The 21,119-nt window shown below is 48.7% G+C and carries 19 protein-coding genes; 1 reads left to right on the top strand and 18 read right to left on the bottom strand.

Annotated features, from left to right (window positions below; all coding sequences use genetic code 11):
- Window positions 1–89 precede the first annotated feature (89 nt).
- The 14 genes from prmC to HP399_RS02930 form a co-directional block, all read right to left on the bottom strand.
- Window positions 90–980: a peptide chain release factor N(5)-glutamine methyltransferase gene (gene prmC, locus HP399_RS02995; RefSeq protein WP_173619722.1), complete on the bottom strand. Its 891-nt coding sequence runs from the start codon at window positions 978–980 to the stop codon at window positions 90–92.
- Window positions 964–2,040 carry a peptide chain release factor 1 gene (prfA, locus tag HP399_RS02990; protein ID WP_173619723.1) on the bottom strand — a complete coding sequence of 359 codons (1,077 nt, stop codon included), beginning with the start codon at window positions 2,038–2,040 and terminating at the stop codon, window positions 964–966. The genes prmC and prfA overlap by 17 nt, the downstream gene beginning before the upstream one ends.
- A gap of 235 nt (window positions 2,041–2,275) precedes the next feature.
- Window positions 2,276–2,773 (bottom strand): sporulation protein, encoded by a 498-nt coding sequence (locus HP399_RS02985; RefSeq protein ID WP_173619724.1) that lies wholly within the window; start codon window positions 2,771–2,773, stop codon window positions 2,276–2,278.
- An 86-nt stretch (window positions 2,774–2,859) separates the two neighbouring features.
- Window positions 2,860–3,435, bottom strand: a complete 576-nt coding sequence (locus HP399_RS02980) for a thymidine kinase (RefSeq protein ID WP_007725515.1) — start codon at window positions 3,433–3,435, stop codon at window positions 2,860–2,862.
- 28 nt (window positions 3,436–3,463) lie between these two features.
- Window positions 3,464–4,918: a cryptochrome/photolyase family protein gene (locus HP399_RS02975; RefSeq protein WP_173619725.1), complete on the bottom strand. Its 1,455-nt coding sequence runs from the start codon at window positions 4,916–4,918 to the stop codon at window positions 3,464–3,466.
- An 86-nt stretch (window positions 4,919–5,004) separates the two neighbouring features.
- Window positions 5,005–5,202 carry a 50S ribosomal protein L31 gene (rpmE, locus tag HP399_RS02970; RefSeq protein WP_007725524.1) on the bottom strand — a complete coding sequence of 66 codons (198 nt, stop codon included), beginning with the start codon at window positions 5,200–5,202 and terminating at the stop codon, window positions 5,005–5,007.
- 105 nt (window positions 5,203–5,307) lie between these two features.
- Window positions 5,308–6,573 carry a radical SAM family protein gene (locus HP399_RS02965; protein ID WP_137031928.1) on the bottom strand — a complete coding sequence of 422 codons (1,266 nt, stop codon included), beginning with the start codon at window positions 6,571–6,573 and terminating at the stop codon, window positions 5,308–5,310.
- 70 nt (window positions 6,574–6,643) lie between these two features.
- Window positions 6,644–7,546 carry a M23 family metallopeptidase gene (locus tag HP399_RS02960; protein WP_173619726.1) on the bottom strand — a complete coding sequence of 301 codons (903 nt, stop codon included), beginning with the start codon at window positions 7,544–7,546 and terminating at the stop codon, window positions 6,644–6,646.
- Window positions 7,547–7,621: 75 nt separating this feature from the next.
- A complete protein-coding gene (rho, locus tag HP399_RS02955; protein WP_017252384.1) occupies window positions 7,622–8,902 on the bottom strand; it encodes a transcription termination factor Rho in 1,281 nt (426 codons plus the stop codon).
- A gap of 67 nt (window positions 8,903–8,969) precedes the next feature.
- Window positions 8,970–9,932, bottom strand: a complete 963-nt coding sequence (gene glpX, locus HP399_RS02950) for a class II fructose-bisphosphatase (RefSeq protein WP_173619727.1) — start codon at window positions 9,930–9,932, stop codon at window positions 8,970–8,972.
- A gap of 28 nt (window positions 9,933–9,960) precedes the next feature.
- Window positions 9,961–11,244, bottom strand: a complete 1,284-nt coding sequence (locus HP399_RS02945; RefSeq protein WP_173619728.1) for a UDP-N-acetylglucosamine 1-carboxyvinyltransferase — start codon at window positions 11,242–11,244, stop codon at window positions 9,961–9,963.
- Between the two features lie 79 nt (window positions 11,245–11,323).
- A complete protein-coding gene (fsa, locus tag HP399_RS02940) occupies window positions 11,324–11,968 on the bottom strand; it encodes a fructose-6-phosphate aldolase (RefSeq protein ID WP_007725535.1) in 645 nt (214 codons plus the stop codon).
- Window positions 11,969–11,982: 14 nt separating this feature from the next.
- Window positions 11,983–12,837, bottom strand: coding sequence for a class II fructose-1,6-bisphosphate aldolase (gene fba / locus HP399_RS02935; RefSeq protein WP_007725536.1), 855 nt, complete (start codon window positions 12,835–12,837; stop codon window positions 11,983–11,985).
- A 103-nt stretch (window positions 12,838–12,940) separates the two neighbouring features.
- Entirely contained in the window at window positions 12,941–13,315 is a 375-nt protein-coding gene (locus tag HP399_RS02930) for a response regulator (protein WP_173619729.1), read from the bottom strand.
- Between the two features lie 171 nt (window positions 13,316–13,486).
- Between HP399_RS02930 and HP399_RS02925 the strand changes: the two genes are divergently transcribed.
- Window positions 13,487–14,281 (top strand): lipid II flippase Amj family protein, encoded by a 795-nt coding sequence (locus HP399_RS02925; protein WP_173619730.1) that lies wholly within the window; start codon window positions 13,487–13,489, stop codon window positions 14,279–14,281.
- Window positions 14,282–14,353: 72 nt separating this feature from the next.
- Here the strand turns inward: HP399_RS02925 and HP399_RS02920 are convergent, their stop codons facing one another.
- The 4 genes from HP399_RS02920 to HP399_RS02905 form a co-directional block, all read right to left on the bottom strand.
- Entirely contained in the window at window positions 14,354–15,949 is a 1,596-nt protein-coding gene (locus tag HP399_RS02920; RefSeq protein ID WP_173619731.1) for a CTP synthase, read from the bottom strand.
- 206 nt (window positions 15,950–16,155) lie between these two features.
- Window positions 16,156–16,716, bottom strand: coding sequence for a DNA-directed RNA polymerase subunit delta (gene rpoE, locus HP399_RS02915; protein WP_173619732.1), 561 nt, complete (start codon window positions 16,714–16,716; stop codon window positions 16,156–16,158).
- 257 nt (window positions 16,717–16,973) lie between these two features.
- A complete protein-coding gene (icmF, locus tag HP399_RS02910) occupies window positions 16,974–20,225 on the bottom strand; it encodes a fused isobutyryl-CoA mutase/GTPase IcmF (protein ID WP_173619733.1) in 3,252 nt (1,083 codons plus the stop codon).
- A gap of 122 nt (window positions 20,226–20,347) precedes the next feature.
- Window positions 20,348–20,980: a TetR/AcrR family transcriptional regulator gene (locus HP399_RS02905; protein WP_017252398.1), complete on the bottom strand. Its 633-nt coding sequence runs from the start codon at window positions 20,978–20,980 to the stop codon at window positions 20,348–20,350.
- Window positions 20,981–21,119: the final 139 nt, after the last annotated feature.

The raw sequence follows: 21,119 nt of genomic DNA, 5'->3' as shown, positions 1-21,119 counted from the left end.
TGATCTTCTCTCTTTAGCAATCAGTATGGACGGATTCACACGATTTCAAACATTCATTCCCTATATAAAAAAGGCGAGACGAGTCAGCGCTATCGTCTCACTCCGATAACAACTCGCTCGATCCCCGCCAAATCTGGAACAATCTCCACCTCATCCATGACACCAGATGCTTTCATCAATTCTGCTACATCTCCAGCCTGATAAATGCCTACCTCAAACGCTACGACCGCTCTTTCTTTCAATAGATTCGGCAGCGCCTCACACAGTCGATGATAGCAATCCAGACCATCTTCGCCGCCATCCAAAGCCAAGCGAGGTTCATGTACGCGCACTTCATCGTCCAGCTCCTCGACATCGCGACTCGGGATATATGGTGGATTGGACACGAGAATGTCTACCTTTTCGCCTGCTTCCAAAAGCGGTTGCACCAAATCCCCTTGTAGAAAGCGGACATCTGCACCAAGACGACTTGCATTTTCCCTAGCGATTGCCGTTGCCTCAGGAGACAGGTCCACCGTAGTCACGCGCCATTGCGGTTTTTCTAACGCGAGCGTAATGCAGATGGCTCCGCTCCCTGTTCCGATATCCACCACCGCTAGTTCTTCCCGCTCAGGCCAGAGATTTGCAGTAGCTGCCATCACTCGCTCCACCAGTATTTCCGTTTCCGGTCTCGGGATCAACACACCTGGTCGCACCGTAAAAGGACGCCCGTAAAACTCCTGTTCGCCAAACATGTATTGCAATGGCTCGTTATTCGCCCGGCGCACGCACAGTCCGTCCAGCTTCACCAATGTTTTTGGATCGATTGAATCCGGCATTGCCATTAAAAAGCGCGTCCGATCCCAGTCGAGACAATGACGAATCATGAGCTCCGCTTCGAACAAAGGATCTTTTGTCCCTTTTTCCCGCAAAAAGGAAGAAGCCCGTAATAGGGCTTCTCGAATCGTCGTGACATCAGACCAATCAAGCTGAGTGTGCATGGCTTTTCAAAAGCTCCGTTTGTTCATGCATGATCAGGTTGTCGATCACTTCATCCAATTCGCCTTCCAATACCGATTCCAGTCGGTGCAAGGTCAGACCGATGCGGTGGTCGGTCACGCGGCTTTGTGGATAGTTGTACGTGCGGATGCGCTCGCTTCGGTCACCAGTACCCACCAAGCTTTTGCGCGTAGCATCTGCTTCCGCATTTTGTTGTTGCATATAGAAATCATACAGACGTGCGCGCAATACACGCAGCGCCTTGTCTTTGTTGGAATGCTGGGATTTCTCGTCCTGACAAGAAACCATGATCCCTGTAGGAATATGCGTTACGCGAACCGCTGACTTGGTCGTGTTAACGCTCTGACCGCCCGCACCACTTGAGCAGAACGTATCGATGCGGATATCTTTTTCGTGTACTTCCACTTCCACGTCTTCTGCTTCTGGCAGAACCAGTACAGTCGCAGTAGAAGTATGGATGCGTCCACCGGACTCAGTAGCCGGGATTCGTTGCACACGATGCGCGCCGCTTTCGAATTTCATTTTGCTATAAGCACCGCGACCAGACAGCGAGAAGACAATTTCCTTGTATCCGCCGATATCGGTTGGGCTTGCCTCCAGCACTTCAATTTTAAAAGCGTTGCGCTCCGCAAAACGTGTGTACATCCGGAAAAGCACCGCTGCAAACAGTGCAGCTTCATCGCCGCCCGCAGCACCGCGGATTTCCACAATCACGTTTTTCTCATCGTTCGGGTCTTTTGGAAGCAAGAGGATCTTCAAGCGATCTTCCAGTTGTTCCTTGCGTGCTGACAATTCACTGAGTTCGAGCTTGACCATTTCACGCATCTCGTCATCCAGTTTCTCTTCCAGCATCGCTTTCGCGTCGTCGATTTGACTCACCACTGATTTATATTCACGGTATGTCGTTACCGTCTCTTCCAACGAAGATTGTTCCTTAGACAGTTCACGCAAGCGTTTTGTATCACTAATGACGTCGGGGTCACATAGGAGATTCGTTACTTCTTCAAAACGCTCTTCGACTGCAGATAAGCGTGTAAACATTTTTATTTCACCCCATCGCAAAGAATAATAGCCTTTTGGCGCAGGCGAAGCCTTGGTAGCATGTATGTTAGATATGAATTGCGATAAAATGCTATCTACCATAAAAACGGTTATAACAGATAAATTATAGGAGGAAAGGCGTAAGAAGTCAAAGTGCATTATTACTGGAAATGTTTTACCGATGCCAAACAGGCCCGGCTATGCCGAGCCTTGCTACATACGTCCTGCTCACCTATCAGCGATGGTAACCGTCATGCGAGGTTAAGTGAAAATCATAGTTTGGAATTCTTTCACGAAGAAGCGAAATGACCTGCTGCTCGATGGTACGCGCTTGATTCGCAGTGATGTTATGCACAAGGTCAAGAGTAACATATGCATTGGCATCGCTGAGTGTGATGCGAGCATTTTCTACACCTTTCACCGACATGGCCATCCTCTCCATATTGGTTACTTCGACTGGCGTATTGCGCACATTCGTTTGACCGGTAACCATATTCGGATTTTGATTTCGCCCCATTAGCGGGTCTCGATCTGCAGCAACAGGAGTACGACCTTGCAGCGTATTGCCGCTTTGATCCCCTCTGACCTTCATATTGTGCTGCGTATTCCTCATATCCGTACTATAGCCCTGTTGCTTAGCTGTATTTCCTCCGCAGCCGGCGGTGAGGGCAGAAGTGAATGCCACCAAGCCCAGAATGACCAACGAGCTTCGCCAAATAGGCTGTGTCCGCATGAAAAAGCCACCTCCTGTTTTGCTTAGTCTGCGCATCGCCTCTTGGGCTCATGCACGGGACAAACAGGGGGTGGCTTATGCTTTCTTTATTCGGCAACTGGTGGCGTATAGTAATGCTTGCGACAGACGCTGCTGTACGTATCATTTCCAGCAATTTCAATCGTCTCCCCAGAGTAGACGGGTTGTCCATTTTTGAACTTGAGAATATGTGTCGCCTTTTTATTGCAATAAACACAAACGGTTTTGATCTCTTCGACCTTGTCAGCCTCGCACAACAGGGCGGCACTGCCAGGGAAGAGCTCATTCTTGAAGTTTTTCAACAAGCCATAGACGATTACAGGGATTCCCAGCTTGTCTACAATCCTGACGAGCTGATCCACATGGTGGCGGCTGATGAACTGAGCCTCGTCAACCAGCACGCAATGCGGCTTGACTGACTCTGCCTCTACAATTTGATACAGATCGGTCTCTTCGCTAATCGGAATTGCTTCCCGGCTAATCCCAACACGCGAAGCAACTTTTCCCACGCCATAACGATCATCAACTGCTGGAGTAAACACTACTACTTTTTTCCCCGATTGCTCATAGTTGTGGGCAACGGTCAATAATTGAATGGATTTGGAAGCGTTCATCGCTCCATACCGAAAATATAGTTGTGCCACGTCTCTATCTCCCTTTGCCTAAAAGTTGTTACTCAGTCTTTGCATGGCGGTCTTTTGCCTCCTGAAACAAGGCCATGGCCAGCTTTCTTCTTTGTGCATGGTCCACACAAGGAATCGGGTAGTCGAAGCCAATCTTACAGCCTGCTTGCTCTTGGATTTGCTCCGGCATGTCCCACGGTTTATGAATATATTGTAGAGGTACTTCACGCAAAACGGGAAGATATTTTTTGACGAAACCCCCGTCTGGATCAAACTTTTCCCCTTGTGTGACAGGATTAAAAATCCGAAAATACGGCTGCGCATCGGTACCAGTCGAAGCACTCCACTGCCAGCCCCCGATGTTTGCTGCTTCATCGAAATCGACCAACTGCTGTGCGAAGTAGGCCATTCCCCAACGCCAATCCACAAGCAAATCCTTTGTCAAAAAAGAGGCAGTAATCATCCGCAGCCGATTGTGCATCCATCCCGTCTCATTCAACTGCTTCATGGCAGCGTCGACAATCGGGTAGCCCGTCTCCCCATGACACCAACGGGTAAATAGGTCCTTCCTGTTTTCCCAAGCTACCTTCTCAAATTGTGGCAGGTAGGCATGGTCAGTCGTGTGTGGATGGAAATAAAGCACCTGCTGATAAAATTCTCTCCATATGAGTTCCGTAAGAAAAGCTTCGATCGAGGGAACCTGTTCACCCCGCGCGGAAGCAAGCACTTCCTGTACATTATGATACACCGTCCGTATAGACAGAGTACCTGCGTTTAGGGCAAATGACAGCCGGGAGGTCGCGTTCACCCCTGGCATGTCGCGTTGTTCTCTATACGTATAAATGTCACCATCTAAAAATTGCTGCAATCGTTTACGTGCCGCCAGCTCCCCGAACTGTTCCATTTCCCACTCGGGGCCGATCGGTCGTTTTCGTCCAAACGCCTCTACAGTTGGAACAGGCTCACTCGCCAACTCCTTCAACCGATCAAATAGATTCCATCTTGTCGGCTGAGGGAACGGTCGGTCTTTTGGGAGCGTCTGCCAAACGCGGCGATAAGGCGTAAAAACGGCATACGGTGTCCGCTGCTTCGTCATAATTTCCCCGGGCTCATGCAAAATCAGATCCTTGCATGTATGTACAAGCACGCCCTGACTGCTCAACACTTCTGACACGAGCTCGTCTCGCTTGCGAGCCTCTGGCGCATAATCACGATTGAAAAACAGCTTATTTGCACCCGTCTCTTGCGCTAATTGACAAAGCACTTGCTGTGGGTTGCCGTGGCGTATCAAGAGGCGTCCTCCCAGTTGAGCCAAAGCGTCGCCGAGTGCAGCTATCGCGGCAAAATGCGCATGCAGTCGCTTATCTCCTACAGCCGCAGAACGACAAAGCGAATCTTCCACGATATAAACAGGAATAATCGGATCACCTGTGAGCCTAGCTGCGTGCAGAGCAGCATGGTCGTGCAAGCGCAGATCCCGACGGAACCAGACTATAGCAGTCATCGTTTGTCCTCCCGAAAAAATCAGTGCCAGAAAAAGACAAAACCAGGCAGATTGCTCTACCTGGTTGTTCCCATACATTCTGATTATTACAGATTGTATTTGCGTTTGAAACGGTCTACACGGCCGCCTGCATCAACGAATTTTTGTTTTCCTGTGAAGAAAGGATGGCAGTTGGAGCAGATCTCCACTTTCAGCACTTGTTTCACGGAACCGGATTCAAATTCGTTACCACATGCGCAGCTAACGGTTACTACGTTGTACTTAGGATGAATGTTTTGTTTCATCTCTTCTACACCTCTTTCCGCCCTGAATCGTTTGCCGAAACAGAGTATATAAACACATATCAGATAGTAGCATGAAACACTGCCGAAATGCAACTGGTTGGCCGATTACGCCATGTTTTTCCTACGCTGGAGTTGATCTGGAGGAATATGTGTAAACGAGCCGATTACGACATCTGGCAGCTCCTGCTGATAAATTTCGATGGCTTGCTTCATGCCGAATACTTCGCCTTGCGCTTTTGGAATCATCGCCAGATAACTCTCTGGATCGATATTCAGATTCCGCAGCTGAATCAGCTTAATGCCTGTTCTGCGGATGAACTCGATCATCGCTTCCATTTCCTCTTCGCGGTCAAACACGCCAGGGAAGCACAAGTAGTTAATCGACGTATACACACCCTTGGATGCAGCGTACTCAGCAGAACGCGCTACATTTTCCAACGTGTAGTTGCGCGGGCGGTAGTAGGCATTATAGTGTTCGTCAATCGCACTGATAATACTTACGCGCATCAGATCAAGCCCGGCATCGACAATGCCTTTGATATGATCCGTCAAGCCCGCATTCGTATTAATGTTGATAAAGCCCATATCTGTCGTTTCCCGTACACGACGCATGGCAGGAACAATGATGGAAGCCATCGTAGAAGGCTCACCCTCACAGCCCTGTCCGAAGCTGATGATGCTCTCCGGTGACTTCAGGTGGTGCAGCATGACTTCCACCAGCTCGTCCTCTGTCGGCTTGAAATTCATCCGCGTCTGTGGAGAAGGGAATCCACTGTCATCTGGTTGCTCGGAAATACAGCCGTAGCAACCGGCATTACAGGTATAGGAAACAGGCAAGCTGCCTTCCCAGCGGTTGAAAAAGTTATTGGAGGCCGTCAAGCATTCGTACTCCAACGCACAGTGAGACAAGTGGTTCAAAATGCGGTTTTGCGGAAACGTCTCCAACGTCTTTGCCACTCGCTGGCGCAGTTCATCCATCGGGAAATTCAACGGGTCCCATTTGTAGATATCGTCACTAGCCCGACCCGTTACCCAGAAACGGTTATCCTTCCAAACGACTGCGGAATACCCAAACAACGGCAGCTTGCTTTCCTTGTTCGTTTTCACGTAGCCTGGCAGCAATAGCCTTGTAATTCCTTGTGGCACAAGTGCGCCTACTGCTGTACAGCCATCCAACTTGACCATTTCACCTGTGTCAGGGTCCATTCCGATCGGCTCGGTGTCCGGCAAACTGACCAACGTCGATCCTTCCGGGAGCGGGATCAGTTCTTCTTCCAGAATTTCTGTCAATATATCTCCGTTACGAGCCACTGCAAAAAGACCTGGGTGGTCGTATACATTGCCTTTTTCATCTGCGTAAACTAAATACATGGGAAAATCGCCTCGCTTCTTTGCTTTGCCCATTGTATCGCATTGAAAAAGCAATGTAAATTGTATAGGGTTACCTGCCAAGATAGGGAAGTGGATTGATCGGCACATCATCCTGGCGCACTTCAAAGTGCAAATGGTAGCCCGTAGAGTTACCCGTTTGCCCCATGTATCCCAATATCTCACCCGCATCTACGGTTTGACCAGGTGACACGAGCAAGAGACGCATATGAGCATAAAAGGTTTGCAAGCCATCTCCGTGATCAATCACGACCATCCGCCCATACCCTGATCGGTTGGCGCCTGCCTCCACAACAACTCCTGCCCTCGCTGCCAAAATCGGGGTTTTTGATTCCTGTTCATTCCACAGATCCACACCCTTGTGTTCTTTTCCCCAACGCGCCCCAAATCCGCTTGTAAGCGTTGCTTCTCTGACAGGCCAACTTAGACCGCCGCGAATCCTTGTAATGACTTGCCGACTTGCCGCTTGAACGGCACTTCGCTTCTGCTGAGGATCATTCCCCAACATCGGATTGCCTTTAGCGATGGGGACGTACACGACCTGCCCTACATACAGGTTGTCCGACAGCCATTTTAGCAGTGGATTTCGTTCGATTAACGATTCCCGACTTACACCGTACCGCCTTGCTATGTAATCCAGTGTTTCTCCGCGTTTCACCATATGTCCGACTTCATCACGCTTGATGATTAGCTTCATGCCCACACTTAACAGATGGGGATTCGTAAGGCCATTAGCCTCTACCAGATTTTTTAAAGAAAGACCGTAGCGCTGGGCAATACCGGATAGTGTATCTCCTTGCCGAACAGCGTACATCACTGAATTTCCTTTCGTTGCTGGTGCAGGTGCAGCCAGACTGGCATAGGGATTAAACGCTTGAAATAGCGCCTGCTCCACGACAGCTTTTTTCGCTTCCATCTGTGACTCCACCGGAGCGCTAACTTGCACGTACTCCACGAAGCATCTCCTCCTTTTTTTCCAGCTCCCTTCCTAACGGTATGCCAACGCCACAAAAAAAATGACGGTGAGTCATCATGAACTCACCGTCGTGCTAGCTGCTTTCCCTCTGCCCTGTTGCTTTGACTCAAGGGTTTGCAAAAATTCTTCGTTTGTTTTTGTATCTGCCAACTTTTTAATAAAGGAGTCTACAAACTCATTTGTTTCATTCATGTTCTTCCGGATCATCCACAGCTTATCCAGCTCTTCTTTGGTGAGCAGAAGCTCTTCGCGGCGCGTACCCGAACGGCGGATATCGATCGCCGGGAAAATTCTGCGCTCGGCCAGCTTGCGATCCAAATGAAGCTCCATGTTTCCGGTTCCTTTGAACTCCTCATAGATCACATCGTCCATACGAGAGCCAGTCTCAACCAAAGCCGTAGCCAAAATGGTCAAGCTGCCGCCTTCTTCAATGTTCCGCGCTGAACCAAAAAAGCGCTTAGGACGATGGAAGGCTGCCGGATCAATACCACCGGACAACGTTCGACCACTTGGAGGAATAACCAAGTTGTAGGCACGCGCGAGACGTGTAATGGAATCCAGCAGGATCACCACGTCTTTTTTGTGCTCAACCAGTCGCTTCGCACGCTCCAAGACAAGCTCAGCAACTTTGATGTGATTCTCAGGCAACTCGTCAAAAGTTGAGGCAACTACCTCTCCTTTGACAGATCGCTGCATATCTGTCACCTCTTCCGGACGCTCATCAATGAGCAAGACAAACAAGTGGATATCCGGACGGCTTTCAGTAATGCTGTTGGCAATCTCTTTGATCAGCATGGTTTTCCCCGCTTTTGGCGGAGCCACAATCAATCCACGCTGACCCAGTCCAACAGGAGAGAGAAGATCCATCAGGCGAGTGGAAACACGTGCAGGGGCTGTCTCCAGTACAAGCTTGGTTTGAGGATACAACGGTGTCAATGCGGGGAAATGCAGACGCTCTGCAGCTGTCTCAGGGTCTTCTCCGTTCACTGCCTCTACTTGAAGGAGTCCAAAATAACGTTCATTCTCCTTCGGTGGTCTTGCTTTTCCTGATACCACATCCCCCATCCGCAGATCAAAACGGCGAATCTGCGACTGGGAGATGTAGATATCTTCCGAGCTGGGGAGATAGTTAATGGGGCGGAGGAAGCCGTATCCCTCCGGCAATATTTCGAGAACCCCCTCCATAAACATGAGACCATCCCGCTCCGCACGTGCTCGAAGAATCGCGAAAATCAATTCCTTCTTCTTCAGCTGGGAGTAGTACGGAATATGGTATTCCTTGGCCAGCTTATAGAGGTCGGTCAGCTTCTTTTCTTCTAGTTCAGAAAGTAACATACATCCACCACTCTTTATTTACTCTTGAAAAAACCTAGCTCAACATATAAATGCGAAAATTGTTTTCTTACAATCCGTTACTCGGATTGCGTTCTAAGCGGTGGTTCCCTTCAATGAAACGTACCGTTCCGGTTTTTGCACGCATAACCACGGAATTGGTCGTCGCACGAGTTCCTTGGAAGCGAACCCCTTTGAGCAACTCGCCATCCGTTACACCTGTCGCTGCAAAAATGGCGTCATCACCTTTCACCAAATCATCCATGAACAGCACTTGATGAGGGTTCGTCAATCCCATTTTGACACAGCGTTTAATCTCATCTTCATTTTGTGGCAAGAGCTTGCCCTGAATTTCTCCCCCGAGGCATTTCAAGGCAACAGCTGCCAGAACACCTTCAGGAGCTCCTCCAGAACCGAACAAAATGTCTACACCTGTATCCGGGAAAGCGGTATTGATCGCAGCAGCTACGTCTCCGTCTGAGATGAGGCGAATACGTGCGCCTGCCTCACGAATTTCGTGAATCACCTTAGAGTGACGATCTCGGTCAAGCACAATAGCGACCAAATCGCTGATATCTTTCCCCTGTGCCTGCGCTACCGCTTTCAGGTTGTCACGAACCGGTGCGTTGATATCGACTTTGCCGACTGCTTTAGGCCCTACTGCCATTTTCTCCATATACATGTCAGGAGCATGCAATAAATTTCCACGGTCTGCAATGGCAATGACCGAAATCGCTCCCCATGTACCTTTTGCGAGGATATTTGTTCCCTCCAAAGGGTCAACAGCCACATCGACTGCCGGAGCCACTCCCTGGCCCAAACGCTCACCAATGTACAGCATTGGGGCTTCGTCCATTTCGCCCTCACCAATAACTACGATGCCATCCATCGGTACTTTCATAAATTCATTGCGCATTGCGGTCGTTGCCGCATCGTCAGCCTCATCTTTTTTTCCGAGACCCATCCAACTGGCAGAAGCCAAAGCAGCTGCTTCAGTCACACGTACCAGTTCAAGTGTTAAACTGCGTTCCATTCTGGAAGACTCCTCTCCTGGTGATTGGTTAACGCTGGTGGTTTTCCATGCTTTGCAGGCCTACCCGAGTAATATCGGCACCCAAGGCTTGCAGCTTGCCCACCAAGTTTTCGTAGCCACGATCTATATGTTCGAGTCCTTCTAATTCTGTCGTGCCGTTCGTTGCCAAGCCAGCAATGAACAAAGCTGCTCCCGCACGCAAATCCGAAGCTACCACTTTGGCACCATTCAGTTTGCTTCCGCCTTCGATGACAGCGGATCTTCCTTCAATCTTCAAGGAAGCTCCCATACGGCGCAGTTCATCTACATGTCGAAAGCGCGAGCTGTAAATATTGTCCGTCACGATGCTTGAGCCTTTGGCAAGAGTCAGCAAGGTCGTGATCGGCTGCTGGAGATCCGTTGGAAAGCCCGGATACGGACTTGTTTTCACATCGATTGATCGATAAGAATCATGTCCGATGACTTGAATACTGTCATCCTGCTCTACCACTTGCGCACCGATTTCGCGCAACTTGGCCGTTACAGACTCCAAATGCTTCGGAATAACATTCTCCACCATCACATTGCCGTTCGTAGCCGCTGCCGCAATCATGTACGTCCCCGCTTCGATTCGATCGGGGATAATCGTATGACGGCATCCGCGCAAGCGTTCTACGCCTTGAATGCGGATCATGTCCGTTCCGGCGCCTTTGATGTTTGCTCCCATGTTGTTGAGCAAGGTCGCTACATCGACGATCTCAGGCTCACGAGCAGCGTTTTCAATAATTGTCACACCCTCTGCTTTGGCAGCAGCCAGCATGATATTAATGGTCGCACCAACACTGACCAGATCGAGATAAATTCGCGCACCCTGCAACCGTCCATTTTGGGCACGGATGGTCATGACGCCGTTTTTGTTCTCCACTTCGGCGCCCATCGCTTCAAAGCCTTTGATATGCAAATCTACTGGACGTGGGCCCAAATCACAGCCACCTGGCAAGCCAACCTGCGCTTCACCGAACTTGGCGAGCAACGCTCCCCACAAATAGTACGAGGCACGAAGCTTTTTGATACGACCATTTGGCATGAGCATCAGCCTCATAGCGCGTCCATCGATTTCCATCCAATCTTCTTCGAACAGCACGTCAGCTCCCATTTCCTGCAAGAGCTCGTGATAAATACCTACATCCTGAATACGGGGGAGATTCTCAATAACAACGGGTCCATCTGCCAGCAACGCTGCTGGAATGAGTGCGACTGCGCTGTTTTTTGCTCCGCTGATGGTCACCGTCCCCGCGAGCGGTTTTCCACCGTTGATGATCAGCTTATCCATGCTTTGCTCTCCTCAGGCGTAATCGGGAAAGAAGCACCTTCCCCAATGGAAAAGGTGCTTGGACTTTCAACACGTGTCCTTATTTTTGCATGCTTGCCCAGTCAGCGAGGAATTTCTCCAAGCCACTGTCTGTCAGTGGATGGGCAATCAGTTGTTTAAATACTTTCGCTGGAATGGTAGCGAAGTGAGAACCACGGCGTGCTGCCTCCGTTACGTGAACAGGGTGGCGCACAGATGCCGCAATGATCTCGGTGTCGATACCGTGAACGGAAAAGATTTCTGCAATGTCTTCGATCAATTGCATGCCATCTTGACCAATATCATCCAGGCGTCCCAAGAACGGAGACACGAAGCTCGCACCTGCGCGCGCAGCCAAAAGTGCTTGGTTCGCGGAGAACACCAGTGTTACGTTTGTTCTGATTTTGCGTTTAGCAAAATACTTGGTTGCCTTCAAACCTTCTGCGGTCATCGGCAGCTTGATGACGATGTTTTTCGAGAGAGCAGCGAGCTTTTCTCCCTCTTCGATCATTCCTTTTGCATCTGTACTGATGACTTCGGCGCTGATCGGACCGTCAACAATATCGAGAATTTCTTTCAGGGTTTCTACAAAATCGCGTCCTTCTTTGGCAACCAGGGACGGATTTGTCGTTACGCCCGCTACAACTCCCCATTCGTGAATCTCGCGGATTTCTTCAACGTTTGCTGTATCAATCAAAAAACGCATGATTATCCTCCCAGTTACGCGCGGTTGCTACTTCCGAACAAGCGCATTTTTCCTTTTACTACTTCCTTGATCGCATCGCGAGCAGGGGTCAGGTATTTGCGTGGGTCGATCTCATTCGGCTTGGCAGCCAGCACTTTGCGAACTGTTTCCGTGCATGCGACTTGGCTTTCTGTATTTACATTGATTTTTCCTACGCCCAAACGGATGGATTCGATGATCGCTTCGTCTGGTACGCCGGAACCACCGTGAAGAACGATCGGCGCTCCAATGTTGCTCGCTACTTTTTCGATGATGTCATAGCGGATTTTTGGAACCCCTTTATACATACCGTGTGCTGTACCTACAGCAATCGCTACGTAGTCTACTTTTGTTTCTTCCCAGAAGCGGATTGCTTCCTCAGGATTTGCCAGAGTAGCATCTTCCTCGTCAACAGACAAGTCGTCTTCCACCCCGCCGATGGTACCGAGTTCACCTTCTACCGATACGCCAACAGCGTGAGCAGCCTCTACAACCTGTTTAGTCAGGCGGAGGTTATCTTCAAACGAATGATGGGAACCATCGAACATAACAGAAGAGAACCCAGCGCGAATGCACTTCATTACCATGTCGAAATTGCTACCATGGTCAAGATGCAAAGCAACAGGAACTCCTGCGCGTTCAGCAGCCACTTTTGCAATCGCTACTGTATAATCGATCCCCATATATTTCAGTGCACCTTCAGAAACACCAAAGATCACAGGCGACTTTTCTTCCATCGCGGCTTCCGTAATCGCTTGAGTAAACTCCAGATTGTTCAGGTTAAATTGTCCGACGGCGTATTTATGCTTTTTGACGTCTTCGGTAAAAGCGGTCATAGGTACCAGTGGCATTTTGTAAATCCTCCTCTAGCAGACTTCAGTCATGTGGCTTATTATACCACAGACAGGCATTTGTTAACAGGGACGCTTGTACCCTGACCTTAGCAGTCAGTTCTTAACAAGCTAATTGCTGATGTACCGCCATTCGTAGTTCATCGATATCAAATAGTTTTGTAAAATGGGTCAATGCTCCCAGTTGTGTTGCTTCTTTGATCATATCCAGCTCTCCGTAAGCTGTCATCATAATGACTTTGATTTCCTGATTGATCTTCTTGATGTGTTTCAAGATCTCAATACCATCCATCCCAGGGATCTTCATGTCGAGGATAACCAAATCTGGCGATTCTTTTTCCACGATTTCCAATGCCATTTTCCCGTTTGCTGCCTGAAAGGTCTTGTACCCTTCTTTTCCCAGCACTTCATACAGTAAAATGCGAATCCCATACTGGTCATCCACAACCAGTACCTTTTTATCTTGTTTGTCGAACATTCTGATTCCCCCCTGACGAATGCGTTTTCTTAATTATTATGGGTTCGCCTAAAATCAGGAAACTCCTTCACCTTTTTTGCTGAACCTCTGCTTAAAATTTCCCATAGGCCTCATTTCGAGTATAATGGGAAAAACCAATTTCCCCTACACACAAGGAGCCAGATACTTACTATGGATGCTCTGTGGCTAATTTGCTTGTTAACATTTATTATCCATACGACAGAGACACTTACCTACGGAATCCGTTTTGCAGGGGTACAAACGGGCAGGATAGCTGTAGCGATGTCTCTGGTTGGGATCGTATTGCTCCTCTCCCGTACTTCCAACCTGATTCAAGGACCATTCACTGGGGGATTGATGGATCAAGCTGCGATCGAGCAATTTGATCCTAGCACGCAATTGCACGTGATTATAGCAGCGTCCTCACTCGGAACCTTGGCGGCTATCGTACTGTTTCCCACTTTTGTCCAAATATCGAAACGAATGATCTCGCACTTGGAGCTAGCGGGCTCGATTCCGCAAATGATTCGCACGGCAGTTACTGTCGAAACCATCCGCCGTGTCCACCATCATGTCCGGATTCCTAGCTGGCAAGCCATCTCTCGGTTTCGAATCAAAGGCGTTCCCAAACGATTACTGTTATTAAATGCATTGGGGACAGCTATCTACACAAGCAGCGTACTGTCCGTGTTGTACGCGACATTACTAGCCCCGGATTACAAAGCAACCGTTCTGATGTCTTCTGGATTAATCAACGGTTTTGCCACGATTTTCATGACGATTCTGGTAGACCCGCAAATTGCCCTTTTGACAGAAAAAGCAATGCAAGGGAAAACCACACAGCAATCGATTCGTGACATGTACCTGTGGCTGATGATCTCACGTTTTATCGGAACGATTTTGGCTCAATTCCTCCTCATTCCGTCCGCCTATTGGGTAGCCTGGCTATCGCCCTTGTTTCATTGATCTGCTTTTGAAAGCACAAGACGCACCTGCGACTTTACATCGCGGGTGCGTCTTTCTATTTATCGACCTATGTTATTTGTTCAGGGAAGCCTTCACGAAGTCACGGAACAGTGGCTGTGGACGGTTCGGACGGGATGTGAACTCTGGATGGAACTGTGTCGCTACATACCATGGATGTTCTGGAACTTCCACGATTTCAACCAGACGACCATCTGGAGTTGTACCCGCAAAACGCAAGCCCAATTGCGCCAATTGATCACGGTATTCGTTGTTCACTTCATAGCGATGGCGATGACGCTCATAAACGAGGGTACTTCCGTATGCAGCCTCAGTCAGCGTGCCTTCTTCCACTTTGGTTGGACCGAGACCCAGACGCATTGTACCGCCCTTGTCCTCGATATCTTTTTGCTCTGGCAAGAGGTCAATAACCGGATACGCTGTATTCGGATTGATCTCGGAGCTGTTTGCGCCGTCCATACCCGCTACGTGGCGAGCGAACTCGATCACAGCGATTTGCATACCCAGGCAAATTCCGAGGAATGGCACTTTATTTTCACGAGCATAGCGCGTAGCGATAATTTTACCTTCGATACCACGATCGCCAAAGCCGCCTGGTACGAGGATACCATTTACATCACCGAGCAGTTCGCCAACATTTTCTGACGTAACTTCTTCCGCGTGCACCCATTTGATTTCTACTTTGGAGTCGTTCGCATAGCCACCATGGTACAGCGCTTCTGCTACGGACAAGTACGCATCATGCAATTCTACATATTTACCAACGATTGCAATGGTAGTCGTCTTGGACAGGTTTTTGATTTTCGATACGAGCGATTTCCACTCTGTCATATCCGCTTCCTGGCAAGTCATACCCAAGTGGCGGCATACGTAATCGTCCAAGCCTTGTGCTTGCAATTGCAGTGGTACATCGTAAAGGCTATCAGCGTCTACACATTCCACTACCGCGTTTTTATCGATATCACAGAACAGAGCCAACTTGTCTTTCATTTCTTGCGTCATCGGTTGCTCCGTACGTGTCACGATCACATTTGGTTGAATACCCAAGCTGCGCAGTTCTTTCACGCTGTGTTGCGTAGGCTTGGTTTTCATTTCACCTGCTGCCTTGATATATGGTACCAGGGTTACGTGAATGTACATGACGTTTTCACGACCGATGTCACTTTTGATCTGGCGGATGGATTCAAGGAATGGCAAGCTCTCGATATCTCCAACAGTTCCACCGATCTCGGTAATCACTACATCTGCCCCGGTTTCGCGACCTGCACGGAAAATGCGATCTTTGATTTCGTTCGTGATGTGAGGAATAACTTGAACGGTTCCTCCCAAATAGTCGCCACGGCGTTCTTTGGCGATGACAGTTGAGTAAATTCTACCAGTCGTCATATTGGAGTTAGCGCTCAGGTTGATATCGATAAAGCGCTCATAGTGGCCCAAGTCCAGATCTGTTTCCGCACCATCGTCCGTTACGAAAACTTCCCCGTGTTGATACGGACTCATCGTTCCCGGGTCAACGTTGATGTATGGGTCACACTTCTGGATGGTTACCTTCAGACCCCTATTTTTCAAGAGTCGGCCCAGAGAAGCCGCTGTAATTCCTTTTCCCAACGAGGATACAACCCCGCCTGTCACAAAAATATACTTCGTCATCGTTTACGTCCCCTCTTTCCCTCACCCTTAAGTTGTTATAAAAATCGAATGAAGACGGCTCCAAAAAAAAAGAAAAACAAAAGCGAGTCCTATCCCGTAAAGAAATGGGGTAGGGGCACTTTTGTTTTATAGTTTCCCATATTTGATCCTTCTTCATGTGAAGCCCAAGGAGTATTTTATCTGTCCCTTAAGCGGAAGTCAAGGACCTATTTCTCGTCTTCGTCGTCGAGCTCTTCGTCAGATTCCTCTTCTGCAAGCTCTTCGCCCTCTTCGAACATCTCATCATCTTCGTCTTCGAGTTCTTCCTCGTCGATTTCTCCATCGATTTCTTCTTCTTCGATTTCAGAATCCTCGTCGACGAATTCCTCTTCATCCTCAAAGATGACAACATCGTCTTCCTCGTATTCTTCGACACCTTCGTCTTCGGAATCGTAATCGTCGAAGTCGTCTTCCGTGACGATTTTCTTCTTCTTTGTTCCGCCACCCTCTTGGGTTTCTTCCACGGTGTCGGTTGGGTACCAGCGTTTCAATCCCCATACGTTGTCACCGAGGCACACGAAACGGCCATCAATGTTAATTTCTGTGTATACTTGCGCGATGATTGCCTTGAGTTGTTCATCTGTCAGCTTGCGCACTGCAACCAGTTCATTCATCAGCTCGCGGAAGTTGTAAGTGCGGTTAGTTTCACGCAAAATTTCATACGCAATGTCAACTAACGCCATCTCACTCAGTTTCTCGGAATCAATATGAGCAAACAATTGACTCACTCAGGGCACGTCCTTTCCATATGAAAACGATTGATTTGAATACTAACCCGGTGCCCTGTTCGGGGGACGCAGGCTTGTATAAGTCATTCATAAATGATATCAATTTCTTCGATTGTACAACGTACAACATAAGAAGGCTATCATACAGTATTCCTTATTTTAGACGAAAATGCAAGGCTTTCAAACAGGGGCTGACTAATTCTTGTCGACACCAAAACCAAAGACATCCCTCGGCAATCGCTACCGAGGGATTTGTCTTACATATTTCTGCGGTATTGGCCGCCCACTTCATACAGAGCAGCACTGATTTGTCCAAGCGATGCTACTTTTACCGTCTCCATCAGCTCGGCAAAGATGTTCTCTCCCGCCATGGCCACTTCCTGCAGACGCCGCAGCGCAACCGCAGACACATCCTTGTGGCGCTCCTGGAATGCACGGAGATTTATGATTTGCTGTTCTTTTTCCTCTTCCGTTGCGCGAGCCAATTCAATCTCGTAATCATCCTCAGATGCATTCGGATTAATGAACGTGTTTACCCCAATAATTGGCAGCTCGCCCGTATGCTTTTTCATTTCGTAATACATGCTCTCGTCTTGAATTTTGCCGCGCTGGTATTGAGTCTCCATCGACCCCAGCACGCCTCCGCGAGAACTGATCCGCTCGAATTCTTGCATAACTGCCTCTTCTACCAGATCAGTCAACTCATCGATGATGAATGCCCCTTGAAGCGGGTTCTCATTTTTCGCGAGTCCCATTTCCTTGTTGATGATCATCTGAATTGCCATCGCACGCCGCACAGAGTTCTCTGTTGGGGTCGTAATCGCTTCATCGTATGCATTCGTATGAAGAGAATTACAGTTGTCGTAAATGGCAATCAAGGCCTGCAAGGTCGTTCTGATATCATTGAAATCCATCTCCTGCGCGTGCAAGGAACGGCCGGATGTCTGGATATGGTACTTCAGCTTTTGGCTACGGTCATTTGCATCATAACGATTTTTCATCACGGTTGCCCAAATTCGGCGAGCCACACGTCCAATCACGGTGTATTCCGGATCGAGACCATTGGAGAAGAAGAAGGACAGGTTTGGTGCAAAGTCATCGATGTTCATGCCTCGGCTTAAATAGTACTCGACATAGGTAAATCCGTTAGACAGCGTAAACGCAAGCTGCGTAATCGGATTCGCCCCCGCCTCCGCAATATGATAGCCGGAAATGGACACAGAGTAGTAATTCCGCACTTTCTGGTCGATAAAATACTGCTGGATATCCCCCATCATCCGCAAGGCAAATTCTGTCGAGAAGATACACGTGTTTTGCCCCTGATCCTCTTTCAAAATATCTGCCTGAACGGTTCCACGAACAGTCGACAGTGTGTACGCTCTGATTTGCTTTGCTTCGTCCTCGGTAGGCTGGCGTCCTTCTTTTCGGACAAAAGCATCCAGCTGCTGTTCGATCGCCGTATTCATGAACATGGCCAAAATCATCGGCGCAGGACCGTTGATTGTCATGGACACAGAAGTGCTAGGCGCACAAAGGTCAAAGCCGGCGTACAGCTTTTTCATGTCATCCAGTGTGCAAATACTGACCCCACTCGTACCAATTTTCCCGTAAATATCCGGGCGATAGTCAGGATCCTCACCATACAACGTAACCGAGTCAAAAGCCGTACTGAGTCGCTTCGCTTCATCATTTTGAGACAGGAAGTGAAAGCGTCTGTTCGTCCGCTCTGGAGTACCTTCACCTGCAAATTGTCGCTTTGGATCTTCTCCCTCGCGTTTAAACGGAAATACTCCTGCGGTATACGGGAATTCACCTGGGACATTTTCTTTTAACGACCACTTTAAAATTTCGCCCCAATCTTCGTAATCAGGGACGGCTACTTTTGAAATGCGTGTACCCGACAACGATTCGCTGAAAAGCTTGGTAACCAATTCCTTGTCGCGAATTTTCGTGACGAATTGATCCTTCCGATACGCTTCCTTGAGCTTGGGCCAATTTTCCAGGATACGTCGGCACTCCGGATGTAGCTTTTCTTCAAACAGAACGATTTGTTTATCGAGCACCGCTGCCAGCTCAACAGCTGCAGCATCTCCCGAGGCAAGCACCGTCTCCTTTGCGCCCTGCAACTGGAACAGCTTGCGCGCAATCAACGCCTGCTCTTCGGCATACGCACGGTATTGGCGGACCGTGTTGGCAATGTCTTGCAAATAATTGATTCTCTCTGTCGGAATCAATGAAGTTTTATGAATCTTTACGGGAGTCGTATCCAAATGCTCTACAGACCAGTCAACACTAGTCTTTTCTACAATTCGATGCATCAGAGCAGCAAACAATACATTCGTTCCCGGATCGTTAAACTGACTCGCAATCGTACCATACACTGGAACCTTCTCATCTGGCAGCTCAAAAAGCTGGTGATTGCGTCGATATTGCTTGCGAACCTCGCGAAGAGCGTCCTCCGAGCCTTTACGCTCAAATTTGTTGATCGCGATCACATCAGCAAAGTCGAGCATATCAATCTTTTCCAATTGAGATGGTGCCCCGAATTCACTGGTCATGACGTACATGGAGACGTCGCACACTTCTGTGACCTGTGCATCCCCCTGACCAATCCCGCTCGTTTCCACAATAATCAGATCAAAATGGGCAGAACGGGTTACTTGAATCGCGTCTTTTAATGCAGCAGACAGCTCCATGCCCGATTTGCGGGTGGCGAGACTGCGCATGTAAACACGCGGTGTCGAGTTGGCATTCATGCGGATGCGGTCACCAAGTAACGCTCCACCTGATTTTTGCTTGGATGGATCGACAGACAAGATCGCAACCGCCTTCTCGGGATAAATGCGAATAAATCGACGAACAAGCTCATCCGTTAATGAGCTTTTTCCTGCTCCACCCGTACCTGTGATCCCTAATACCGGAATGGTTGAATCAGCTTCCACTAAACTTTCACGGAGAGGTTCTGTCCATACGGGCTGTTCCACTGCATACTCTGCAACGGAAATAAGCCGGGCAATCGCCTGATGATTTTGCTCACGCAAGCCTGCTACTTCTTCCTCCAGCTGCTTAACGGTTGGGAAATCGCTATGTCTGATCATGTCGTTGATCATGCCCTGCAAGCCCAATCGTCTGCCGTCATCTGGCGAGTAAATTTTACAGACTCCATACTCTTCCAATTCCCGAATCTCGCGTGGAACGATAACGCCGCCACCGCCGCCAAAAACACGGATATGCTCTGCTCCCCGCTCGCGTAATAGATCAATTACGTATTTGAAATACTCCACATGACCGCCTTGGTAGGAACTGATGGCAATCCCTTGCACATCCTCCTGAACAGCGGCTGTTACAATATCATCAACAGAACGGTTGTGTCCGAGATGGATCACTTCTACTCCCGACGATTGTAAAATACGGCGCATGATATTAATCGAGGCGTCGTGACCGTCATACAGACTAGCTGCGGTCACAAAGCGAACCTTGTTTTGCGGACGATACACTTCTGTTTCCATCGTTCCACTCTCCTTTTAATTAAGTTTAAAAAGGAGGAAAAACAGGGCCAAGCAGATCAAGGCGCGGTAGACGCGAGGTATGCTTGGCACTCTATATTTCCCAGACTTTTTAAACTCTCTTCTTAATCGGAGACACTGATATCGCGAAGCAGAAGCGCGATCTGCTTCTCTGTGTACTCCTCAATGGTATAGTGCTTTTTCAATGCCCAGCGGCGGAATACCCACATTTCGCCCAGTACCATGATATTGTCCGCCATCAGCTTGACGTTCTTTTCGTCAATGTGCAGCGAACCATCGGCAATCCCTTTTTCCAGGATTTCGACGAAAATATGCGAAATGGCTTCTTCACGCCCCAACACGTAGCGGAGTGTTTCTTTCGGCAATGATTTGGCTTCCTGATAAATAAGCAAAACGCGGTCGCTCATCTGATCCATCACGCGGATCAGGCTCTTTAGTGCGATCTTTAATGTTTTCAAGCCAGTTCCGTTGAAATTGATCGCTTCACGCAAACGCGTCTCCATCTCCGCATGGATGGCATCACAAACAAGATAGAGCACGTCTTCTTTTGACTCGATATACTCGTACAACGTACCAATACTAAATCCAGACGCTCGGGCAATCTCCCTTGTCGTCGTTTTATGAAAACCTTTATTAATGAAGAGATGAACGGCAGCCTCAATAATCTGCTCTCTTCTTCTCTCGATCAGTTTTGGGTCCTTTACCAGGGACGGTATCGCTTTTCTCTTGTCAGACACTCCAAAATCCACCTTTCCAACCGACTGAGCGTTTGGTCAGACGCCTCATAGAAAAGAAGGCGCAAACACTCTACTTTTGTATCATTCGCAGATCATTATACGCGAGTAAGAGCACAAAGCCAAACTTTTCTTTTCTATG

Origin of the sequence: Brevibacillus sp. DP1.3A (assembly GCF_013284245.2) — a bacterium.
Lineage (GTDB): Bacteria > Bacillota > Bacilli > Brevibacillales > Brevibacillaceae > Brevibacillus.
The sequence above is the reverse complement of the archived record's forward strand: the minus strand, read 5'-3'. Positions and strand labels throughout refer to the sequence as shown.